Consider the following 18,145-nt stretch of genomic DNA (forward strand, 5'->3'; position numbering starts at 1 on the left):
ATTACATGAACAACATGAACGTAATTATTGCTGACGACCATCCGATTGTTCTGTTCGGTATTCGCAAATCTCTTGAGCAGATCGAATGGGTGAATGTTGTCGGTGAATTCGAAGACTCCACTGCACTTATCAATAACTTACCAAAGCTTGAAGCCAACGTTCTGATAACCGATCTGTCCATGCCTGGCGACAAATACGGTGACGGCATCACGCTGATTAAATATATCAAGCGCCACTTCCCTAACCTGTCGATCATCGTGCTGACCATGAACAACAACCCGGCCATCCTTAGCGCGGTTCTGGATCTGGACATTGAAGGGATTGTGTTGAAACAAGGCGCACCAACCGATCTGCCAAAAGCCCTGGCCGCGCTGCAGAAAGGCAAGAAATTTACCCCAGAGAGCGTTTCCCGCCTGCTGGAAAAAATCAGCGCAGGTGGCTATGGCGATAAACGCCTTTCGCCGAAAGAAAGTGAAGTCCTCCGCCTGTTTGCAGAAGGCTTCCTGGTGACTGAGATTGCCCGCAAGCTGAACCGCAGCATCAAAACCATCAGTAGCCAAAAGAAATCAGCGATGATGAAACTGGGCGTGGAAAACGACATTGCTTTGCTGAACTACCTGTCTTCAGTGAGCCTGACGCCGGCGGACAAAGAGTAATCTTCGTCACCGTCCGAAAAAAAGCCCCGCATCTTGATGCGGGGCTTTTTTTATAGCCTTGATTCATGAAACATCGCGTGTACTTCGCACCCGGGCGGCATAAACCGCCAAAGTCTGTTTAATCACATCAAGGGTCACCGGTTTAGACAAACAGCTGTCCATACCCGACTCCAGGCAGCGCTGCTTCTCTTCCGCCAGCGCGTTTGCCGTCACGCCAATCACCGGCAGCGTCAGCCCCAACTGGCGAATGCGCTGCGTCAGGCGATAGCCGTCCATGTTCGGCATGTTGACGTCGCTGAGTACGATATCAATATGATTTTTACTGAGCACGTTAAGCGCATCGACCCCGTCATTCGCCGTTTTGCACTGATAGCCGAGCGAGCCGAGCTGATCCGCCAGTAAGCGACGGTTGATCGGATGGTCATCAACCACCAGAATCATCATGTCATCGTTTTGCTCGCTTATCTCACTCGCCGCCGTCAGCGCCGGTGAACTGCCGGGCACATCGACGGTGATGCTGTAAATTCTTCCCAGAAGCGGCAGCAACTCGTGTGGGGCTGCGACGCTGTGCACCCAACGGCCAGGTTCAAACTCAACGGGAATACCAATATGGCGTCGGCAGAAGACAATGGCTGCGCGTCCAGCCCACGGAGCCGCAAGATTATCATCGGTAATCAGAATATCATCGCTCCCGGGGGGCTCACCCTGCCAGGATTGTGCCTGTAGCCCATTTTTGATCAGCAAGGATTCCAGGTAACTGCTCAAATAATCGTTGCGAATAGCCAACCAGCAGCGCTTTTCCGCCAGCCCTTCAACATTATTCTTCGGCGCAAACTGTGCCTTATAGAGCGGGATACGAACCGTAAACTGGCTGCCCATTCCCGACTCGGTATCCACCGAAATATCGCCGTCCATCATGCTGATTAGCTTTTCGCAAATCGCCAGCCCCAGCCCGGTTCCCTGGAAGTTGCGCTGCACGCCAGTCCCTACCTGGAAGAACGGGTCGAAAAGTCGGGTGACCTCTTTGGTCGGGATCCCTACCCCGGTATCACGAACCCGGAAGCTCAGATAATCTCCGTTGATTGAAACATGCAGGATGATACAGCCAATATCGGTGAACTTAATCGCATTACTGAGCAGGTTCGAGATGACCTGCTGCAACCGCATCGGATCGCCCTGCAGCGTGAGTGGCACATCGTCGTCGATAAAGCAGTACAGCCCAAGCTGCTTGCGGACCACCAGCGGCAGATAGTTGGCGGTAATATGGCTCATTACCTCCCGAGGAGAAAACTCTCGCGGCTCAATTTTGAGCTGTTCTGATTCTATTTTCGAGAAGTCGAGGATATCGCTGATAATTTTCAACAGCAGGCTGGACGAGTTGTTCATCGCCGTAACCAGCCTGTCCACGCCCTTCGGCAGCTCTTTGGTCTGCAGAAGATCAAGGTTGCCGATAATCCCGTACAGCGGCGTACGCAGTTCGTGGCTGACGGTGGCCAGGAACATGGATTTCGACTGGCTCGCCTGCTCCGAGGCCTGAGCCATCTCCTGCAGAGATTCTTCCATCTTCACGCGGGCGCTGACGTCAACCAGCACGCAAATCGCCACGTTTTCATTACGGTAGCGTGAATGCACAAAGCTTATCTGCAGATTGGTGTGATTACTGGTCATCACATCGACAAAATTGACCTGCTGGCCACAGATTATCTGCGTCAGTCTCTGCCTGTCCTCATGCGTCAGCATATTGAGGTAATTGTGTGCCAGTTCGTTACTCAGAATATTTGTGCCGTCCTGCGTGCGCAAAATACAGATGCCAACCGGCGCAGACGCGACGATCTTCCGGTTGAACTGCTCATGCTCTTCCAGCCGTTGGGCATCGCTTTCAGCCGGAATAAAGATCCTGCGCTCATACATCCGCGCCAGGGTAAACAGCACAATACCCACCAGCACGTTGAGTAATACCGCATTAAGGATCAGCATCCTGATGCTTTCCAGCACCAGATCGACAGGCACAGAGTAAATCACGCTCAGCGAGGACGGCGGCAGGTTTTTCTTCAATACCAGCGCCTTAAAGCCAGACGTATAGCCGAACCAGGAACGATCCTGAATCCAACGGCTTTCCGGCTCAATACGCGATTCCGGGCCGGTCAGAGAAATTAATGGATGACCGTTTTCATCGAGAATCGTGACGCCGATAGGCAGCGTGCCCGGCGTCAGGAAGTTCTCCATACGCACCGTTTGCTCAATTCCCAGCAGCGCCTGGAGACGGTTCGCCAGATAGACCGGCGTCAGAGTATAGAAGTAACCAATGCCGGGGCGCGGCCCTTGCCCAATCCAGTAAATGCTGTTGGCGCGTTCATCCTGCGGCGCGGTGCGGTACTTCATGATGCGTTCGTGCAGCGTTTTCAGAGCGCTCTCCCGCTCCAGCGGCATATCGCGTAAGCCAAAATCCGCCATACAAAGATTATCACCACCAATCAGGAACACGCGGTTGAGATCGTAAGCGGCGGAGAAGTTATCGCGCCAGTAGCGCAGGAACCAGGACAGCGACTGCAGCGAGCTTCGCCAGGTAACGCTCACCGCCGAACAGTCTGAGTCCGGGAACAGCGGCATGAACGTGGGTGCATCCGTTTTATCCGCACTTTGCTCCAGAGGGGGGAGCACGCCGTTGGACGCGGTAAGGCGATTTTCAGCAATATACTTCAGCTCTTTCACCACGTCCGAAGTACGCTGGATATAGCGCTGGGCCTGGTCAAAGCTGATATTAAATTCCTGACGAATTTCCGACTCTTTATCGTGCAGCGCGTTGACGATGTAAAACACGGAAAACAGCGCGATAAGCAGCCAGAGCAGAAGCGCCAGCGCCCTGAACAGGTAGCGCGAAATTTTAAGGGTGCTGCGAAAAGAGACGAAGTATTTCAAATTGGGCCTGAAAGTACGCGAGCGAGTGAACAGAGATGCGCTTAAGGTAGCCGCAAAACCATTGTCCCGCAACGGCAAACAAAAAAGGCCGCAAAAGCGGCCTTTTTTACAGACTATTCCGGATTATTCGTCCGCTTCGTCGGCATCATCATCATCGGTATCCGCTTCAGGTGCGATTTCATCGTCCCCTTCGGCAACGCTACCGTCGATGCTGTCCAGCTCTTCGTCATCCACAGGCTCAGCAACGCGCTGCAGGCCCACAACGCTTTCGTCTTCCGCAGTACGGATGAGAATAACGCCCTGGGTATTACGCCCGACCACGCTGACTTCAGACACGCGGGTACGTACCAGCGTACCGGCATCGGTAATCATCATGATCTGGTCGGTATCTTCCACCTGCACTGCCCCAACGACGCTGCCGTTACGCTCGGTGACTTTGATGGAGATAACGCCCTGCGTTGCACGAGATTTGGTTGGGTACTCAGCCGCAGCAGTTCGTTTACCGTAACCATTCTGCGTGACGGTCAGAATCGCACCGTCACCGCGAGGAATGATCAGGGAAACAACTTTATCGTCGCCAGCAAGCTTAATACCGCGAACGCCCGTGGCGGTACGGCCCATGGTACGCACTGCGTCTTCTTTGAAGCGCACCACTTTACCTGCCGCCGAGAACAGCATGGCTTCGTCGCTACCGTTGGTTAAATCAACGCCAATCAGTTCGTCACCCTCGTTGAGGTTAACGGCGATGATGCCCGCAGAGCGAGGGCGGCTGAAATCAGTCAGCGCAGTTTTCTTCACGGTACCGCTTGCGGTCGCCATGAACACGTTGATGCCTTCTGCGTACTCGCGCACCGGCAGAATCGCGGTAATGCGCTCGTCCTGTTCCAGCGGCAGCAGGTTCACAATTGGGCGACCACGGGCACCACGGCTTGCTTCTGGCAGCTGGTAAACCTTCATCCAGTACAGGCGACCCCGGCTGGAGAACAGCAGGATCGTGTCGTGGGTGTTAGCCACCAGCAGGCGGTCAATAAAGTCTTCTTCTTTAATGCGGGCGGCCGACTTGCCTTTGCCACCGCGGCGCTGCGCTTCATAATCGGTCAGCGGCTGATACTTCACATAGCCCTGGTGAGACAGGGTGACCACCACGTCTTCCTGGTTGATCAGGTCTTCAATGTTGATATCCGCGGTGTTAGCCGTGATCTCGGTGCGACGGTTGTCGCCGAACTGATCGCGCATCGCTTCCAGCTCTTCACGAATCACTTCCATCAGGCGCTCTGCGCTGCCCAGGATATGCAGCAGTTCAGCAATCTGCTCCAGCAGCTCTTTATACTCATCGAGCAGTTTTTCGTGCTCAAGGCCGGTCAGTTTCTGCAGACGCAGATCCAGAATCGCCTGAGCCTGCTGCTCGGTGAGGAAGTATTTGCCGTCGCGGATACCAAACTCTGGATCCAGCCACTCAGGACGGGCGGCATCGTCGCCCGCACGCTCAAGCATCGCCGCAACGTTACCCAGATCCCAGGAACGGGCAACCAGGCTCGCTTTCGCTTCGGCGGCATTTGGCGAGTTACGGATAAGCTCGATGATAGGATCGATATTCGCCAGGGCGATGGCCAGACCTTCGAGGATATGGGCACGATCGCGGGCTTTACGCAGTTCAAAGATGGTACGACGGGTCACCACTTCACGGCGGTGGCGCACGAACGCAGCCAGGATCTCTTTCAGGGTCATGATCTTCGGCTGGCCATGGTGCAGAGCAACCATGTTGATACCGAAGGAAACCTGCAGCTGAGTCTGGGAATACAGGTTATTGAGCACCACTTCGCCAACGGCGTCACGTTTGATCTCAATAACAATGCGCATACCGTCTTTGTCAGACTCATCGCGCAGGGCACTGATGCCTTCCACACGTTTGTCTTTCACCAGCTCGGCGATTTTCTCTATCAGGCGAGCTTTGTTCACCTGATACGGAATTTCGTGAACGATGATGGTTTCACGACCGGTTTTTGCGTCCGCTTCCACTTCGGCACGGGCACGAATATAGATTTTACCGCGACCGGTACGGTAGGCTTCTTCAATACCGCGGCGGCCGTTAATGATGGCGGCGGTCGGGAAGTCCGGGCCAGGGATATGCTCCATCAGGCCTTCAACGCTGATGTTCTCGTCTTCGATATAGGCGAGGCAACCGTTGATAACTTCGGTGATGTTGTGCGGCGGAATGTTAGTCGCCATCCCGACTGCGATACCGGATGAACCGTTTACCAGCAGGTTAGGAATTTTGGTTGGCATGACGTCTGGAATTTTTTCGGTGCCGTCGTAGTTATCGACGAAATCAACCGTCTCTTTTTCCAGGTCTGCCATCAGCTCGTGGGCGATTTTCGACATACGGATTTCCGTATAACGCATCGCCGCGGCGGAGTCGCCGTCTACGGAACCGAAGTTACCCTGGCCGTCGACCAGCATGTAACGCAGGGAAAATGGCTGTGCCATACGGACGATGGTGTCATAAACCGCGATATCACCATGAGGGTGATATTTACCGATAACGTCACCAACAACACGGGCGGATTTTTTGTATGCTTTGTTCCAGTCATTGCCCAATACGTTCATCGCGTAAAGCACGCGACGGTGTACCGGCTTAAGTCCATCGCGGACATCTGGCAGTGCGCGGCCGACAATTACCGACATCGCATAATCCAGATACGAGCTCTTTAGCTCTTCCTCAATGTTGACCGGCGTAATTTCTCTGGCAAGGTCGCTCATGTAACCGCTATCCCTCTACTGTTTTCCCGGATTCAAAGGTCGCAAATTATAACACATCCGGCCCTGTGTGGGGAAACCTCAACGCAATTGTCGGCGCTTTATTCACGCCGTTAGCCTGATATACTGCCTGCCTTAACATCTGCAAGGAGTCACCGCTGTAATGAATGCTGAAAACCAACCGGTTACGCAGAACGTCGACCATGAGGAAATCGCCAAATTTGAAGCTGTCGCTTCTCGCTGGTGGGATCTGGAAGGTGAATTTAAGCCGCTGCACCGCATCAATCCACTGCGTTTGGGCTACATCAACCAGCGCGCCGGTGGGCTGTTCGGTAAAACCGTTCTCGACGTTGGCTGCGGCGGCGGCATTCTTGCGGAGAGCATGGCCCGTGAAGGCGCCAACGTTACCGGCCTGGATATGGGCTTTGAACCGCTGCAGGTTGCCCGACTTCACGCGCTGGAAAGCGGCGTTAAGGTGGACTATGTCCAGGAGACGGTGGAAGAGCATGCCGCCAAACACGCCGGGCAGTACGACGTGGTGACCTGTATGGAAATGCTGGAGCATGTGCCTGACCCACAGTCGGTGGTTCACGCTTGCGCGCGCCTGGTTAAACCCGGCGGCCACGTATTCTTCTCCACCATTAACCGCAACGGCAAAGCCTGGCTGATGGCCGTCGTCGGCGCAGAATATGTGATGCGCATGGTGCCGAAGGGCACGCACGATGTTAAAAAGTTTATTAAGCCCGCCGAACTCTTACGCTGGGTAGATGAAACCCCGCTGCGCGAGCGTCATATGACCGGATTACATTTCAACCCCATCACCAACGCATTCAAGCTTGGCCCTGGGGTAGATGTTAATTATATGCTGCATACTGAAGCATAAATCGGCATATCGTATAAGGATTGATTATCGATAATTGCGCCAGAATCGTTGCGCAATTATCGATGAAGTTTAAGAAATCAGCACCCGATCAAAATTTTCATTTTTTTTGCATCCCATTGACAATTCCCTCAAGCCTTATGTGACGTGGACTTACGAAAAAAGCACGCCGTCGAACCTCATTTTAGTGACGAAATCAATACTTGTACTGAACGGATTCCTTACTAGAATACTCACCATCTAGTGACCATTTTGTCACCCACCCCCTATATATAGTATTTATCCACAGAGTTAGTCACAGGCTGACGGATGTGTATAAATCAGGGGAAAACTCATCTCACGGACAGGTAAAACTCACATGAATCAGAGTCTGCTGGTTACAAAACGCGATGGCAGCAAAGAGCGCATCAATCTGGATAAAATTCATCGAGTACTCGACTGGGCCGCTGAGGGGCTGAACAACGTCTCCGTTTCCCAGGTTGAACTGCGTTCCCATATCCAGTTTTACGACGGCATCAAGACCTCTGACATTCATGAAACCATCATCAAGGCTGCAGCCGACCTGATCTCCCGTGACGCACCGGATTATCAGTACCTGGCCGCTCGCCTGGCTATTTTCCACCTGCGTAAAAAAGCCTACGGCCAGTTTGAGCCGCCGAAGCTTTACGATCAGGTCGTGAAAATGGTTGAGATGGGTAAATACGATCGTCACCTGCTGGAAGACTACACGGAAGAAGAGTTCGAGCAGATGAACGATTTCATCGATCACTGGCGAGACATGAACTTCTCCTACGCGGCGGTGAAACAGCTCGAAGGCAAATACCTGGTGCAGAACCGCGTCTCTGGCGAAATCTACGAGAGCGCGCAGTTCCTCTATATTCTGGTCGCCGCCTGCCTGTTCTCCGGCTACCCGCGTGAAACACGCCTCAGCTACGTGAAACGTTTCTACGATGCGGTTTCCACCTTCAAGATTTCTCTGCCTACGCCAATCATGTCCGGCGTGCGCACCCCGACTCGTCAGTTCAGCTCCTGCGTGCTGATCGAGTGCGGCGACAGCCTGGATTCTATCAACGCCACCTCCAGCGCTATCGTGAAATATGTTTCCCAGCGCGCGGGCATCGGCATCAACGCCGGCCGCATTCGTGCACTGGGCAGCCCGATTCGCGGCGGTGAAGCGTTCCATACCGGCTGTATTCCGTTCTACAAGCACTTCCAGACCGCGGTGAAGTCCTGCTCCCAGGGCGGCGTGCGCGGCGGGGCTGCCACGCTGTTTTACCCGATGTGGCACCTGGAAGTGGAAAGCCTGCTGGTGCTGAAAAACAACCGTGGCGTGGAAGGTAACCGCGTGCGCCACATGGACTACGGCGTGCAGATCAACAAGCTGATGTACACCCGTCTGCTGAAGGGCGAAGAGATCACCCTGTTCAGCCCGTCTGACGTGCCGGGGCTGTATGATGCCTTCTTCGCCGACCAGGATGAATTTGAGCGCCTGTACACCAAATACGAGAAAGACGACAGCATCCGCAAACAGCGCGTGAAAGCGGTGGATCTCTTCTCCCTGATGATGCAGGAACGTGCCTCTACCGGCCGTATCTACATCCAGAACGTTGACCACTGCAACACCCACAGCCCGTTCGACCCGGCGATTGCCCCGGTGCGCCAGTCCAACCTGTGTCTGGAAATCGCCCTGCCGACCAAACCGCTGGATGACGTCAACGACGAAAACGGCGAAATCGCCCTGTGTACGCTGTCCGCGTTTAACCTTGGCGTGATTGAGAGCCTGGACGATCTGGAAGAGATGGCCGTGCTGGCAGTCCGCGCGCTCGACGCCCTGCTCGACTACCAGGATTACCCAATTCTGGCGGCAAAACGCGGCGCGATGGGCCGTCGTACCCTGGGTATCGGCGTGATTAACTTTGCCTATTATCTGGCGAAGCACGGCGTGCGTTACTCCGACGGCAGCGCAAACAACCTGACGCACAAGACTTTCGAAGCCATTCAGTACTACCTGCTGAAAGCCTCAAATGAACTGGCGAAAGAGCAAGGCGCCTGCCCGTGGTTCAACGAAACCACCTACGCGAAAGGCATCCTGCCAATCGACACCTACAAGAAAGACCTGGATGCCATCAGCAACGAGCCGCTGCATCTGGACTGGGAAGGCCTGCGTGAGTCCATCAAAACGCACGGCCTGCGCAACTCCACGCTTTCTGCCCTGATGCCGTCCGAGACCTCCTCGCAGATCTCCAACGCCACCAACGGTATCGAACCGCCGCGCGGTCATATCAGCATTAAAGCGTCGAAAGACGGGATCCTGCGCCAGGTTGTGCCGGATTACGAAGCGCTGAAAAATAACTACGAGCTGCTGTGGGAAATGCCGAGCAACGACGGTTATCTGCAGTTGGTTGGTCTGATGCAGAAGTTTATCGACCAGTCGATCTCTGCCAACACCAACTATGACCCAACGCGCTTCCCGTCAGGCAAAGTGCCGATGCAGCAGTTGCTGAAGGATCTGCTCACCGCCTATAAATTCGGCGTGAAGACCCTGTACTATCAAAACACCCGTGACGGCGCGGAAGACACTCAGGATGACCTGGCGCCTTCTATCCAGGACGATGGCTGCGAAAGCGGCGCATGTAAAATCTGATTTTCGTTTTCCCCTCACCTCAGCTTATCCCGGCACCGTGCCACTCCCCTCTCCCGCCAGGGAGAGGGTCGGGGTGAGGGGAAACAAAATAACGGAATAAAAATAATGGCTTACACTACTTTTTCACAGACGAAAAACGATCAGCTCGCCGAGCCTATGTTCTTTGGCCAGTCGGTAAACGTAGCACGCTACGACCAGCAGAAATACGACATCTTCGAAAAGCTGATTGAAAAGCAGCTCTCCTTCTTCTGGCGCCCGGAAGAAGTGGACGTCTCCCGCGACCGCATCGACTTCCAGGCGCTGCCGGAGCATGAGAAACACATCTTCATCAGCAACCTGAAGTACCAGACGCTGCTGGACTCCATCCAGGGCCGCAGCCCGAACGTCGCGCTGCTGCCGCTGATCTCCATTCCAGAGCTGGAAACCTGGGTTGAAACCTGGGCATTTAGCGAGACCATTCACTCTCGCTCTTACACCCACATCATCCGCAACATCGTGAACGATCCGGCGATCGTCTTTGACGACATCGTCACCAATCAGGAAATCCTCAAGCGCGCCAAAGACATCTCTGGCTACTACGACGACCTGATTGAAATGACCAGCTACTGGCACCTGCTGGGCGAAGGCACCCACAACGTGAACGGCAAAACCGTCACCGTGAACCTGCGTGCGCTGAAGCGGCAGCTGTACCTCTGCCTGATGAGCGTTAACGCCCTGGAAGCGATTCGCTTCTACGTCAGCTTCGCCTGTTCCTTCGCCTTCGCCGAGCGCGAGCTGATGGAAGGTAACGCCAAAATCATCAAGCTGATCGCCCGTGACGAAGCCCTGCACCTGACCGGCACCCAGCACATGCTGAACCTGATGCGCAGCGGTGAAGACGATGCGGAAATGGCGGAAATCGCCGTTGAATGCCGCCAGGAATGCTACGACCTGTTCGTGCTGGCTGCTCAGCAGGAAAAAGAGTGGGCCGACTATTTGTTCCGCGATGGCTCGATGATTGGCCTGAACAAAGACATCCTCTGCCAGTATGTGGAGTACATCACCAACATCCGTATGCAGGCGGTGGGCCTTGACCTGCCGTTCCAGACTCGCTCCAACCCAATTCCATGGATTAACGCGTGGCTGGTGTCCGATAACGTGCAGGTTGCACCGCAGGAAGTTGAAGTTAGCTCCTACCTGGTAGGCCAGATTGACTCGGAAGTCGATACCGACGATCTGAGTAACTTCCAGCTGTAAACATGGGCCGCATTACGCTCAGCATTACCGGCGCTCAGTTAATCAGCGAAGAAGAGCATCCTTCGCTATTGGCGGCGCTGGAGTCACACAAAGTCTGCGTAGAGTATCAGTGCCGGGAAGGCTATTGTGGCTCCTGCCGCACCCGGCTGCTGGCGGGCGAAGTGCAGTGGCTGACCGAGCCGCTGGCGTTTATCCAGCCCGGTGAAATTCTCCCCTGCTGCTGTAAAGCGCGGGGCGATATCGAAATCGAAATGTAGTGATATAAAAAAGGCCGCAAATGCGGCCTTTTTCATTAACGATTACGGCTTATTGAGAAACCGCACGGCTTTGTCCGGGAAGTCGGTAAACAGCCCGTCCACGCCGGCTTTGTTGTACAGCACGTCATACAGCTGATTCACATCGCTCACGTAGTCAGGCAGCGCGTCCGCCCTCACCGTGTAAGGATGCACGGTCAATTTACTGGCATGCGCGTCGGTCACCATATCGGTGAGCTTCACGTTGCCTTTGCTCGACGCCTTCTCCACCAGCATATGGTAGTCCGGGCCAATGCCGTCCGCATACTGGGCTATCTGCTTCATCGCGCCTGGCTTAAACATCCAGTCGTAGCTGTAGTTCACCCACTTGCCATCCGGCAGTTTTTCCTGAGTCTCATTCCAGTCGGTGTAGGCGATAAGCTGCACCAGCTTGAGGTTCATGCCCATCTTCGGCTCAAGCTCGTTTTTAATGCGCTTAAGCTCGGCGGCGTCAAAGCACTGGAGATAAACCTTATCCTGCTTGCCGGTGTAACCGTATTGCTTCAGGACTTCGAGGGTTTTCGCCGCGATATCCTTGCCTTCCTGATGGTGGAACCACGGCGCTTTTATCTCAGGGTAGATGCCGATGTTTTTTCCGGTGGAATGGTTCAGCCCCTGAACAAACTCGATCTCTTCTTCAAACGTGTGCACCCGGAAGTCAGATTTACCCATCGGGAAACGCCCCGGATAGGTCTGCACCTGCTTACCGTCAACGATGTCAAAGCCCTCGGTAAACTTCAGGGACTTGATTTCCGCCAGCGTAAAGTCGATGGCATAGTAGCGGCCATCTTTACGCGCGCGGTCCGGGAAACGCTGCGCTACATCTGTCACCCTGTCCAGATAGTGGTCATGCAGCACCACCAGCCTGTTGTCTTTGGTCATCACCAGGTCTTGCTCAAGGTAATCTGCACCCTGGGCATAGGCCATCGCTTTCGCCGGCAGCGTGTGCTCGGGCAGATAGCCGCTGGCCCCCCGGTGGGCAATCACGATTTTGTCCGTGGTCTGAGCGAAGACGCTGCTGGTTGCCACCAGCACTACTCCTGCCAGTAAAGATTTTGCCATCAGTTTCATATTGCTCTCCTTAGCCGTTTTTCAGCATTTTTTCATCGTGATGTTTGCGCTCGCCAATCATCACCACAATCAGCAACAGCACGGCCAAAATACTGCCGCCTATCATCACGATAAAGCCGCCGTCCCAGCCGAAGAAGTCCACGGTGTAGCCGACAATCGCGCTGGCCGCCACCGAGCCGCCGAGGTAACCAAACAGACCGGTAAAGCCCGCTGCCGTACCCGCCGCTTTCTTAGGTGCAAGCTCAAGCGCATGCAGGCCAATCAGCATCACCGGGCCATAAATCAGGAAGCCGATAACAATCATGCAGGCCATATCCACGCCCGGGTTACCCGGCGGGTTAAGCCAGTAAACCACGGTGGCAATCGTCACCAGCACCATGAAGAACACGCCGGTCGCGCCGCGGTTGCCTTTAAACACCTTGTCCGACATCCAGCCGCACAGCAGTGTGCCGGGAATACCTGCGTACTCATAAAGGAAGTAGGCCCACGAGGATTTATCCAGCGCGAAGTGCTTCACTTCTTTCAGATAAGTTGGCGACCAGTCCAGGATGCCATAACGCAGCAAATAGACAAATACGTTGGCAATGGCGATGTACCACAGCAGACGGTTCGGGAAGACGTACTTCATGAAGATCTGCTTAGCCGTCAGCTCTTCTTCCGCTTTCTCACTGTAATCGTCCGGATAGTCGTTTTTGTACTCTTCAATCGGCGGTAATCCGCAGGATTGAGGCGTGTCGCGCATCAGGCCAAAGGCGATAATCGCCACAATAATGGCGGCGAAGGCGGGCATATACAGCGCCGCATGCCAGTCGTTAAACCACGCCATCCCTAGCAGGAACAACAGCGGAGGAATACCGCCCCCGACGTTATGCGCGCAGTTCCAGACGGAAACTATTCCACCACGCTCTTTCTGCGACCACCAGTGCACCATGGTACGCCCACATGGCGGCCACCCCATGCCCTGGAACCAGCCGCACAGGAACAGCAGCACAAACATAACTGCGATGCTGGACGTTGCCCAGGGCACAAAGCCCATAAACAACATCACGGCGGCGGCGAGGATCAGCCCGGCAGGCAGGAAAACACGCGGATTCGAGCGGTCCGAAACGGAACCCATGATGAATTTCGAAAATCCGTAGGCGATCGAAATCCCGGAGAGAGCAAAACCGAGATCGCCTCGCGAGAAACCTTGCTCCACCAGATACGGCATTGCAAGGGTAAAGTTTTTCCTCACCAGATAGTAAGCGGCATAACCAAAAAAGATACCCATGAAGATTTGCCAGCGCAGGCGACGATAGACAGGGTCTATCTGCTCCTTTGGCAAACGCGCCTGGTGCGCGGCAGGTCTAAAGATACTAAGCATACGAGCCTCCGTGGCCTGGATTTGCGGCGGGAGCAAACGGCTCCTGCCAAATGTTCTTTTGCGAGCGCATGGTAGTTATCTATGCGCGTATTTACTGTGAAACATCGCACACAATGTTACATTTTTATTACAAAAAGGCGAAATGGTGCATATTTTCATTAATAATTTTCGTTTCTTGCTCGAATTTGCTCGCAATCGAACATCCCACACTTTCTTTATGGCTGAATAACGGTAAATAAAAAGGGGATAAAGGAGCGCCATGTGAGCAGAGAAACGGACGTGATTATCATCGGCGGAGGGGCTACCGGCGCCGGGATAGCGCGAGACTGCGCCCGCCGCGGGCTAAAGGTACTGCTGCTTGAGCGTCACGACATCGCGACCGGCGCCACTGGCCGCAATCACGGTCTGCTGCATAGCGGCGCACGCTATGCGGTCACCGACGGTGAATCCGCCAAAGAGTGCATCGAAGAAAACCGCATTCTGCGGCGTATTGCCCGCCACTGTATCGAGCCCACGGACGGCCTGTTTATCACCCTGCCGGAAGATGACCTGGCGTTTCAAAGCGGGTTTATCGCCGCCTGCCACCAGGCGGGTATTCCCGCAGAAGCGTTAGATCCAAAGGATGCATTGCGGCTGGAGCCGTCGGCCAATCCATCACTCATCGGTGCGGTTCGTGTCCCGGATGGCACGGTTGACCCGTTCCGCCTCACCGCCGCTAATATGCTTGATGCCAAAGAGCACGGGGCTGACGTTCTCACTGGCTGCGAAATCACCGGCCTGATCCGTGAAGGCTCACGCGTTTGTGGCGTGCGCGTATTCAACCATCTCACCCGACAAGCCGGAGAGTTCCGGGCGCCGATGGTCGTGAATGCCGCAGGGATCTGGGGACAACAGATCGCAGAATACGCCGATCTCAGCGTAAAAATGTTCCCGGCAAAAGGGGCGCTGCTGATCCTCGGCCACCGCATAAATAACAAGGTGATCAACCGCTGTCGTAAACCGGCAGACGCCGATATTTTGGTCCCCGGCGATACCATTTCGCTGATCGGCACCACCTCTACGCATATCGATTACGACCAGATAGACAACATGTACGTCACGCCGGGTGAAGTGGACACGCTGATTCATGAAGGAGAAAAGCTGGCCCCGGTGCTGGGACAGACCCGAATCCTGCGGGCCTATGCCGGCGTCAGGCCCCTGGTTGCCAGCGACGACGATCCTACCGGGCGCAGCGTCAGCCGCGGAATTGTGCTGCTGGATCATGCGAAACGCGACGGCATGGACGGCTTTATCACCATTACCGGCGGCAAACTCATGACCTACCGCCTGATGGCGGAATGGGCAACGGACCTGGTTTGCGAGCGCCTGGGGAACATCAAACCCTGCTCCACCGCCTCGGCATCGCTGCCGGGGTCCGAACAGACAGCGGAGCAAACGCTGGGCAAAGTTATCTCCTTACCGCCGACGATTCGCGGCTCCGCCGTCTGGCGGCACGGCGACCGCGCGACGCGACTGCTGAATAACAGCCGGCTCAGCAATAGCCTGGTTTGTGAGTGCGAAGCCGTCACCACCGGCGAAGTGCGCTATGCCATCGACGCCCTCGGCGTAAAAAACCTGGGGGATTTACGTCGCAGAACGCGCGTGGGCATGGGCACCTGCCAGGGAGAACTCTGCGCCTGCCGCGCGGCCGGCCTGCTCCAGCGCTTCCAGCTCACTTCGCCTGCGCAATCGCTGGATCAGCTTTCTCACTTCCTTAACGAGCGCTGGAAGGGCGTTCGCCCTGTCGCCTGGGGAAATACTTTGCGAGAAAGCGAATTTACCGCCTGGGTTTACCAGGGGCTATGTGGCCTGGACAACGGAGAACAGGGATGAAATTTGACACCATCGTTATCGGCAGCGGCCTGGCCGGGTTGACAGCCGGCATAAAGCTGGCGGAAAACGGCCAGCGCTGCGCCATCGTAAGCCGCGGGCAAAGCGCACTGCACTTCTCTTCCGGTTCGCTTGATTTACTTTCGCGGCTGCCGGACGGCACGCCTGTTCACGAACCAGAGGCCGCGCTGGAAAGCCTGGCGGAGCAAGCACCTCAGCATCCCTACAGCCTGATGGGCAAAGAAAGCGTCCTGGCGCTCGCCGCAGAAAGTGAACAACTGCTGGCCAGGGCAGGTATTCCTCTGACGGGTCATTCCCGCCAGAATCACCTCAGAATCACGCCGCTGGGCAAGCAAAGAGCCAGCTGGCTCAGCCCGCCGGAAGTACCGCAGGCGCCGTTACCCTGGCAAAAAGTGACGGTGATTAATATTGCCGGTTTCCTGGATTTTCAGGCAGAGCTAGTGGCCGGTTCACTGTCTGCCAGCGGCTGCAGCGTGCACGTCGCCGAGCTCACCCTGCCCGTGCTGGATGTCTTGCGTAACAACCCGAGCGAATTTCGTGCCGTAAACATCGCCCGAGTGCTGGATCTTCCGGAAAACCTCCCGGCGCTGGTGGATGAACTCAGACTGCTGTTGGGCAGCGGCGAGGCCATGATCCTGCCCGCCTGCATGGGTCTGGAAGCCCGGACGGTTGCCAGCGTTGAGCAGGCCCTCGAGGTGCCGGTCAAACTGCTGCCAACGCTGCCGCCTTCGGTACCAGGAATGCGTCTCCACAATGCCCTACGCAGTCGTTTTCAATCCCTGGGTGGGCTTATCATGCCGGGAGATACCGTGACCGGGGCGCAGCTTGAACAAGGGCGCATCAATGCTCTGTTCACCAAAAATCACCGTGAGGTGCCCCTGCGCACCCATAATGTCATCCTGGCCAGCGGCAGCTTTTTCAGCGGCGGACTTGAAGCCACCCGACAACAGGTTATCGAGCCCATCTTCGGCCTGGAGGTGAACATACAGGGTGAGCGAGACACCTGGAGTAAGGCTGATTTCTTTACCCCGCAGCCTTGGCTGCAGTTTGGGCTCACCGTAAATACCCACTTCCAGCCGTTCCACCACGGTGAATACACCAAAAATCTCTACGCCATCGGTTCCGTGCTGGGGGGCTTTGACCCTATTCAGCAGGGATGCGGGGCCGGTGTTTCGATGCTCACGGCGCTCTGTGTTGCCAATCAAATCCTTGTTGCCGAGGAGACTCGCCATGAACCTGCTTGATGAAACCAGCTTTGAAAGCTGTATTAAATGCACGGTCTGCACCACCGCCTGCCCGGTAAGCCGCGTTCGTCCGGAATATCCGGGGCCAAAACAGGCCGGGCCCGACGGGGAGAGGCTGCGTCTGAAAGATCCCTCGCTGTATGACGACGCGCTGAAGTTCTGCACCAACTGCAAGCGCTGCGAAGTCTCCTGCCCGTCCGGGGTCAACATTGGCGATATCATCCAGCGGGCGCGGGCCAAATACGGCGCACATAAGCCTTCCCTGCGCGATGCGATTCTCAGCCATACCGATTTACTGGGTACGCTCTCCACGCCTTTCGCCCCGCTGGTCAACGCGACTACCGGCATGAAGCCGGTGCGTAAACTGCTGGATAAAACCCTGAACATTGATTCCCACCGTGAGCTGCCGAAATACTCTTTCGGCACCTTCCGCCAGTGGTATCGCCGACAGGCGGCCCGCCAGGCAAGCTTCCCGCAGCAGGTCGCTTTCTTCCACGGCTGCTTTGTGAACTACAACCATCCACAGCTTGGCAAAGACATGGTTAAAGTGCTTAACGCGATGGGCATCGGCGTCCAGTTGCTGAAAAGAGAAAAATGCTGCGGCGTGCCGCTTATCGCCAACGGCTTTATCGAGAAGGCAAAAAAACAGGCCAGGGTAAACGCCAGCTCGCTGGAAGAAGCCGTGATGCAGCGCGGGCTGCCGGTGATTGCAACCTCGTCCACCTGCACCTTCACGCTGCGCGATGAATACCCGCATATCCTTGGCATAGACACCACGCAAGTTCGCGATCGGCTTGAGCTCGCCACCCGCTATATCTGGAAACTGCTGGAAGAAGATGGCCGAACGCTGCCGTTAAACAACACGCCGCTGCGCATTGCTTATCATACGCCGTGTCATATGGAGAAAATGGGCTGGACGCTCTATTCCATTGAGCTGCTACGCCGCATTCCCGGCGTGGAGCTGGTGATTCTGGACTCCCGGTGCTGCGGCATCGCCGGCACCTATGGCTTCAAAAAGGAGAATTACCCGACTTCTCAGCGCATCGGCGCCCCGCTGTTCCAGCAAATTGAAGAGAGCGGCGTGGACCTGGTGGTGACGGACTGCGAAACCTGTAAATGGCAAATAGAAATGTCTACCAGCAAACGCTGCGAGCACCCGATTACGCTGCTGGCACGGGCGCTCGCCTGAAGC

At 55.5% G+C, this 18,145-nt stretch carries 12 protein-coding genes; 8 read left to right on the forward strand and 4 right to left on the reverse strand.

Annotated features, from left to right (window positions below; genetic code table 11):
* The first annotated feature begins 5 nt into the window (after window positions 1-5).
* Window positions 6-656 carry a transcriptional regulator gene (locus VW41_15440; GenBank protein ID AJZ90311.1) on the forward strand — a complete coding sequence of 217 codons (651 nt, stop codon included), beginning with the start codon at window positions 6-8 and terminating at the stop codon, window positions 654-656.
* 63 nt (window positions 657-719) lie between these two features.
* On the opposite strand, the gene VW41_15445 is transcribed toward VW41_15440, so the two are convergent.
* Entirely contained in the window at window positions 720-3,575 is a 2,856-nt protein-coding gene (locus VW41_15445; protein ID AJZ90312.1) for a histidine kinase, read from the reverse strand.
* A 123-nt stretch (window positions 3,576-3,698) separates the two neighbouring features.
* Window positions 3,699-6,335 (reverse strand): DNA gyrase subunit A, encoded by a 2,637-nt coding sequence (locus VW41_15450; GenBank protein AJZ90313.1) that lies wholly within the window; start codon window positions 6,333-6,335, stop codon window positions 3,699-3,701.
* A 160-nt stretch (window positions 6,336-6,495) separates the two neighbouring features.
* Here VW41_15450 and VW41_15455 point away from each other — a divergent pair, with 160 nt between their 5' ends.
* The 4 genes from VW41_15455 (at window position 6,496) to VW41_15470 (ending at window position 11,349) form a co-directional block, all read left to right on the forward strand.
* Entirely contained in the window at window positions 6,496-7,215 is a 720-nt protein-coding gene (locus VW41_15455; protein ID AJZ90314.1) for a 3-demethylubiquinone-9 3-methyltransferase, read from the forward strand.
* A 355-nt stretch (window positions 7,216-7,570) separates the two neighbouring features.
* Window positions 7,571-9,856 carry a ribonucleotide-diphosphate reductase subunit alpha gene (locus tag VW41_15460; protein AJZ90315.1) on the forward strand — a complete coding sequence of 762 codons (2,286 nt, stop codon included), beginning with the start codon at window positions 7,571-7,573 and terminating at the stop codon, window positions 9,854-9,856.
* Between the two features lie 105 nt (window positions 9,857-9,961).
* Window positions 9,962-11,092: a ribonucleotide-diphosphate reductase subunit beta gene (locus tag VW41_15465; protein ID AJZ90316.1), complete on the forward strand. Its 1,131-nt coding sequence runs from the start codon at window positions 9,962-9,964 to the stop codon at window positions 11,090-11,092.
* Between the two features lie 2 nt (window positions 11,093-11,094).
* Window positions 11,095-11,349 (forward strand): 2Fe-2S ferredoxin, encoded by a 255-nt coding sequence (locus VW41_15470; GenBank protein AJZ90317.1) that lies wholly within the window; start codon window positions 11,095-11,097, stop codon window positions 11,347-11,349.
* A 42-nt stretch (window positions 11,350-11,391) separates the two neighbouring features.
* Here the strand turns inward: VW41_15470 and glpQ are convergent, their stop codons facing one another.
* Window positions 11,392-12,456 (reverse strand): glycerophosphodiester phosphodiesterase, encoded by a 1,065-nt coding sequence (gene glpQ / locus VW41_15475; protein ID AJZ90318.1) that lies wholly within the window; start codon window positions 12,454-12,456, stop codon window positions 11,392-11,394.
* 10 nt (window positions 12,457-12,466) lie between these two features.
* A complete protein-coding gene (gene glpT / locus VW41_15480) occupies window positions 12,467-13,819 on the reverse strand; it encodes a sn-glycerol-3-phosphate transporter (GenBank protein AJZ92000.1) in 1,353 nt (450 codons plus the stop codon).
* A 261-nt stretch (window positions 13,820-14,080) separates the two neighbouring features.
* Here glpT and VW41_15485 point away from each other — a divergent pair, with 261 nt between their 5' ends.
* Genes VW41_15485 through glpC form a run of 3 tightly spaced genes read left to right on the forward strand, consistent with a single transcriptional unit; the run spans window position 14,081 to window position 18,142 of the window.
* Complete coding sequence (locus VW41_15485; protein ID AJZ90319.1) at window positions 14,081-15,691, forward strand: glycerol-3-phosphate dehydrogenase; 1,611 nt, start codon at window positions 14,081-14,083, stop codon at window positions 15,689-15,691.
* The gene (locus tag VW41_15490; GenBank protein AJZ90320.1) at window positions 15,688-16,953 is read left to right on the forward strand and encodes a glycerol-3-phosphate dehydrogenase; all 1,266 of its coding nucleotides are present in this window, start codon (window positions 15,688-15,690) and stop codon (window positions 16,951-16,953) included. The genes VW41_15485 and VW41_15490 overlap by 4 nt, the downstream gene beginning before the upstream one ends.
* Window positions 16,940-18,142: a glycerol-3-phosphate dehydrogenase gene (glpC, locus tag VW41_15495; GenBank protein ID AJZ90321.1), complete on the forward strand. Its 1,203-nt coding sequence runs from the start codon at window positions 16,940-16,942 to the stop codon at window positions 18,140-18,142. The genes VW41_15490 and glpC overlap by 14 nt, the downstream gene beginning before the upstream one ends.
* Window positions 18,143-18,145 lie beyond the last annotated feature (3 nt).

Source organism: Klebsiella michiganensis, assembly GCA_000963575.1.
Lineage (GTDB): Bacteria > Pseudomonadota > Gammaproteobacteria > Enterobacterales > Enterobacteriaceae > Cedecea > Cedecea michiganensis_A.

What these genes read in the sequence shown, in the direction of transcription:
- VW41_15460 (AJZ90315.1), top strand. Translation starts at nt 7,571, where the DNA reads ATGAATCAGAGTCTGCTGGTTACAAAACGCGATGGCAGCAAAGAGCGC.
- glpT (AJZ92000.1), bottom strand. Translation starts at nt 13,819, where the DNA reads ATGCTTAGTATCTTTAGACCTGCCGCGCACCAGGCGCGTTTGCCAAAG.
- VW41_15490 (AJZ90320.1), top strand. Translation starts at nt 15,688, where the DNA reads ATGAAATTTGACACCATCGTTATCGGCAGCGGCCTGGCCGGGTTGACA.
- VW41_15465 (AJZ90316.1), top strand. Translation starts at nt 9,962, where the DNA reads ATGGCTTACACTACTTTTTCACAGACGAAAAACGATCAGCTCGCCGAG.
- VW41_15440 (AJZ90311.1), top strand. Translation starts at nt 6, where the DNA reads ATGAACAACATGAACGTAATTATTGCTGACGACCATCCGATTGTTCTG.
- VW41_15470 (AJZ90317.1), top strand. Translation starts at nt 11,095, where the DNA reads ATGGGCCGCATTACGCTCAGCATTACCGGCGCTCAGTTAATCAGCGAA.
- glpC (AJZ90321.1), top strand. Translation starts at nt 16,940, where the DNA reads ATGAACCTGCTTGATGAAACCAGCTTTGAAAGCTGTATTAAATGCACG.
- VW41_15450 (AJZ90313.1), bottom strand. Translation starts at nt 6,335, where the DNA reads ATGAGCGACCTTGCCAGAGAAATTACGCCGGTCAACATTGAGGAAGAG.
- VW41_15455 (AJZ90314.1), top strand. Translation starts at nt 6,496, where the DNA reads ATGAATGCTGAAAACCAACCGGTTACGCAGAACGTCGACCATGAGGAA.
- glpQ (AJZ90318.1), bottom strand. Translation starts at nt 12,456, where the DNA reads ATGAAACTGATGGCAAAATCTTTACTGGCAGGAGTAGTGCTGGTGGCA.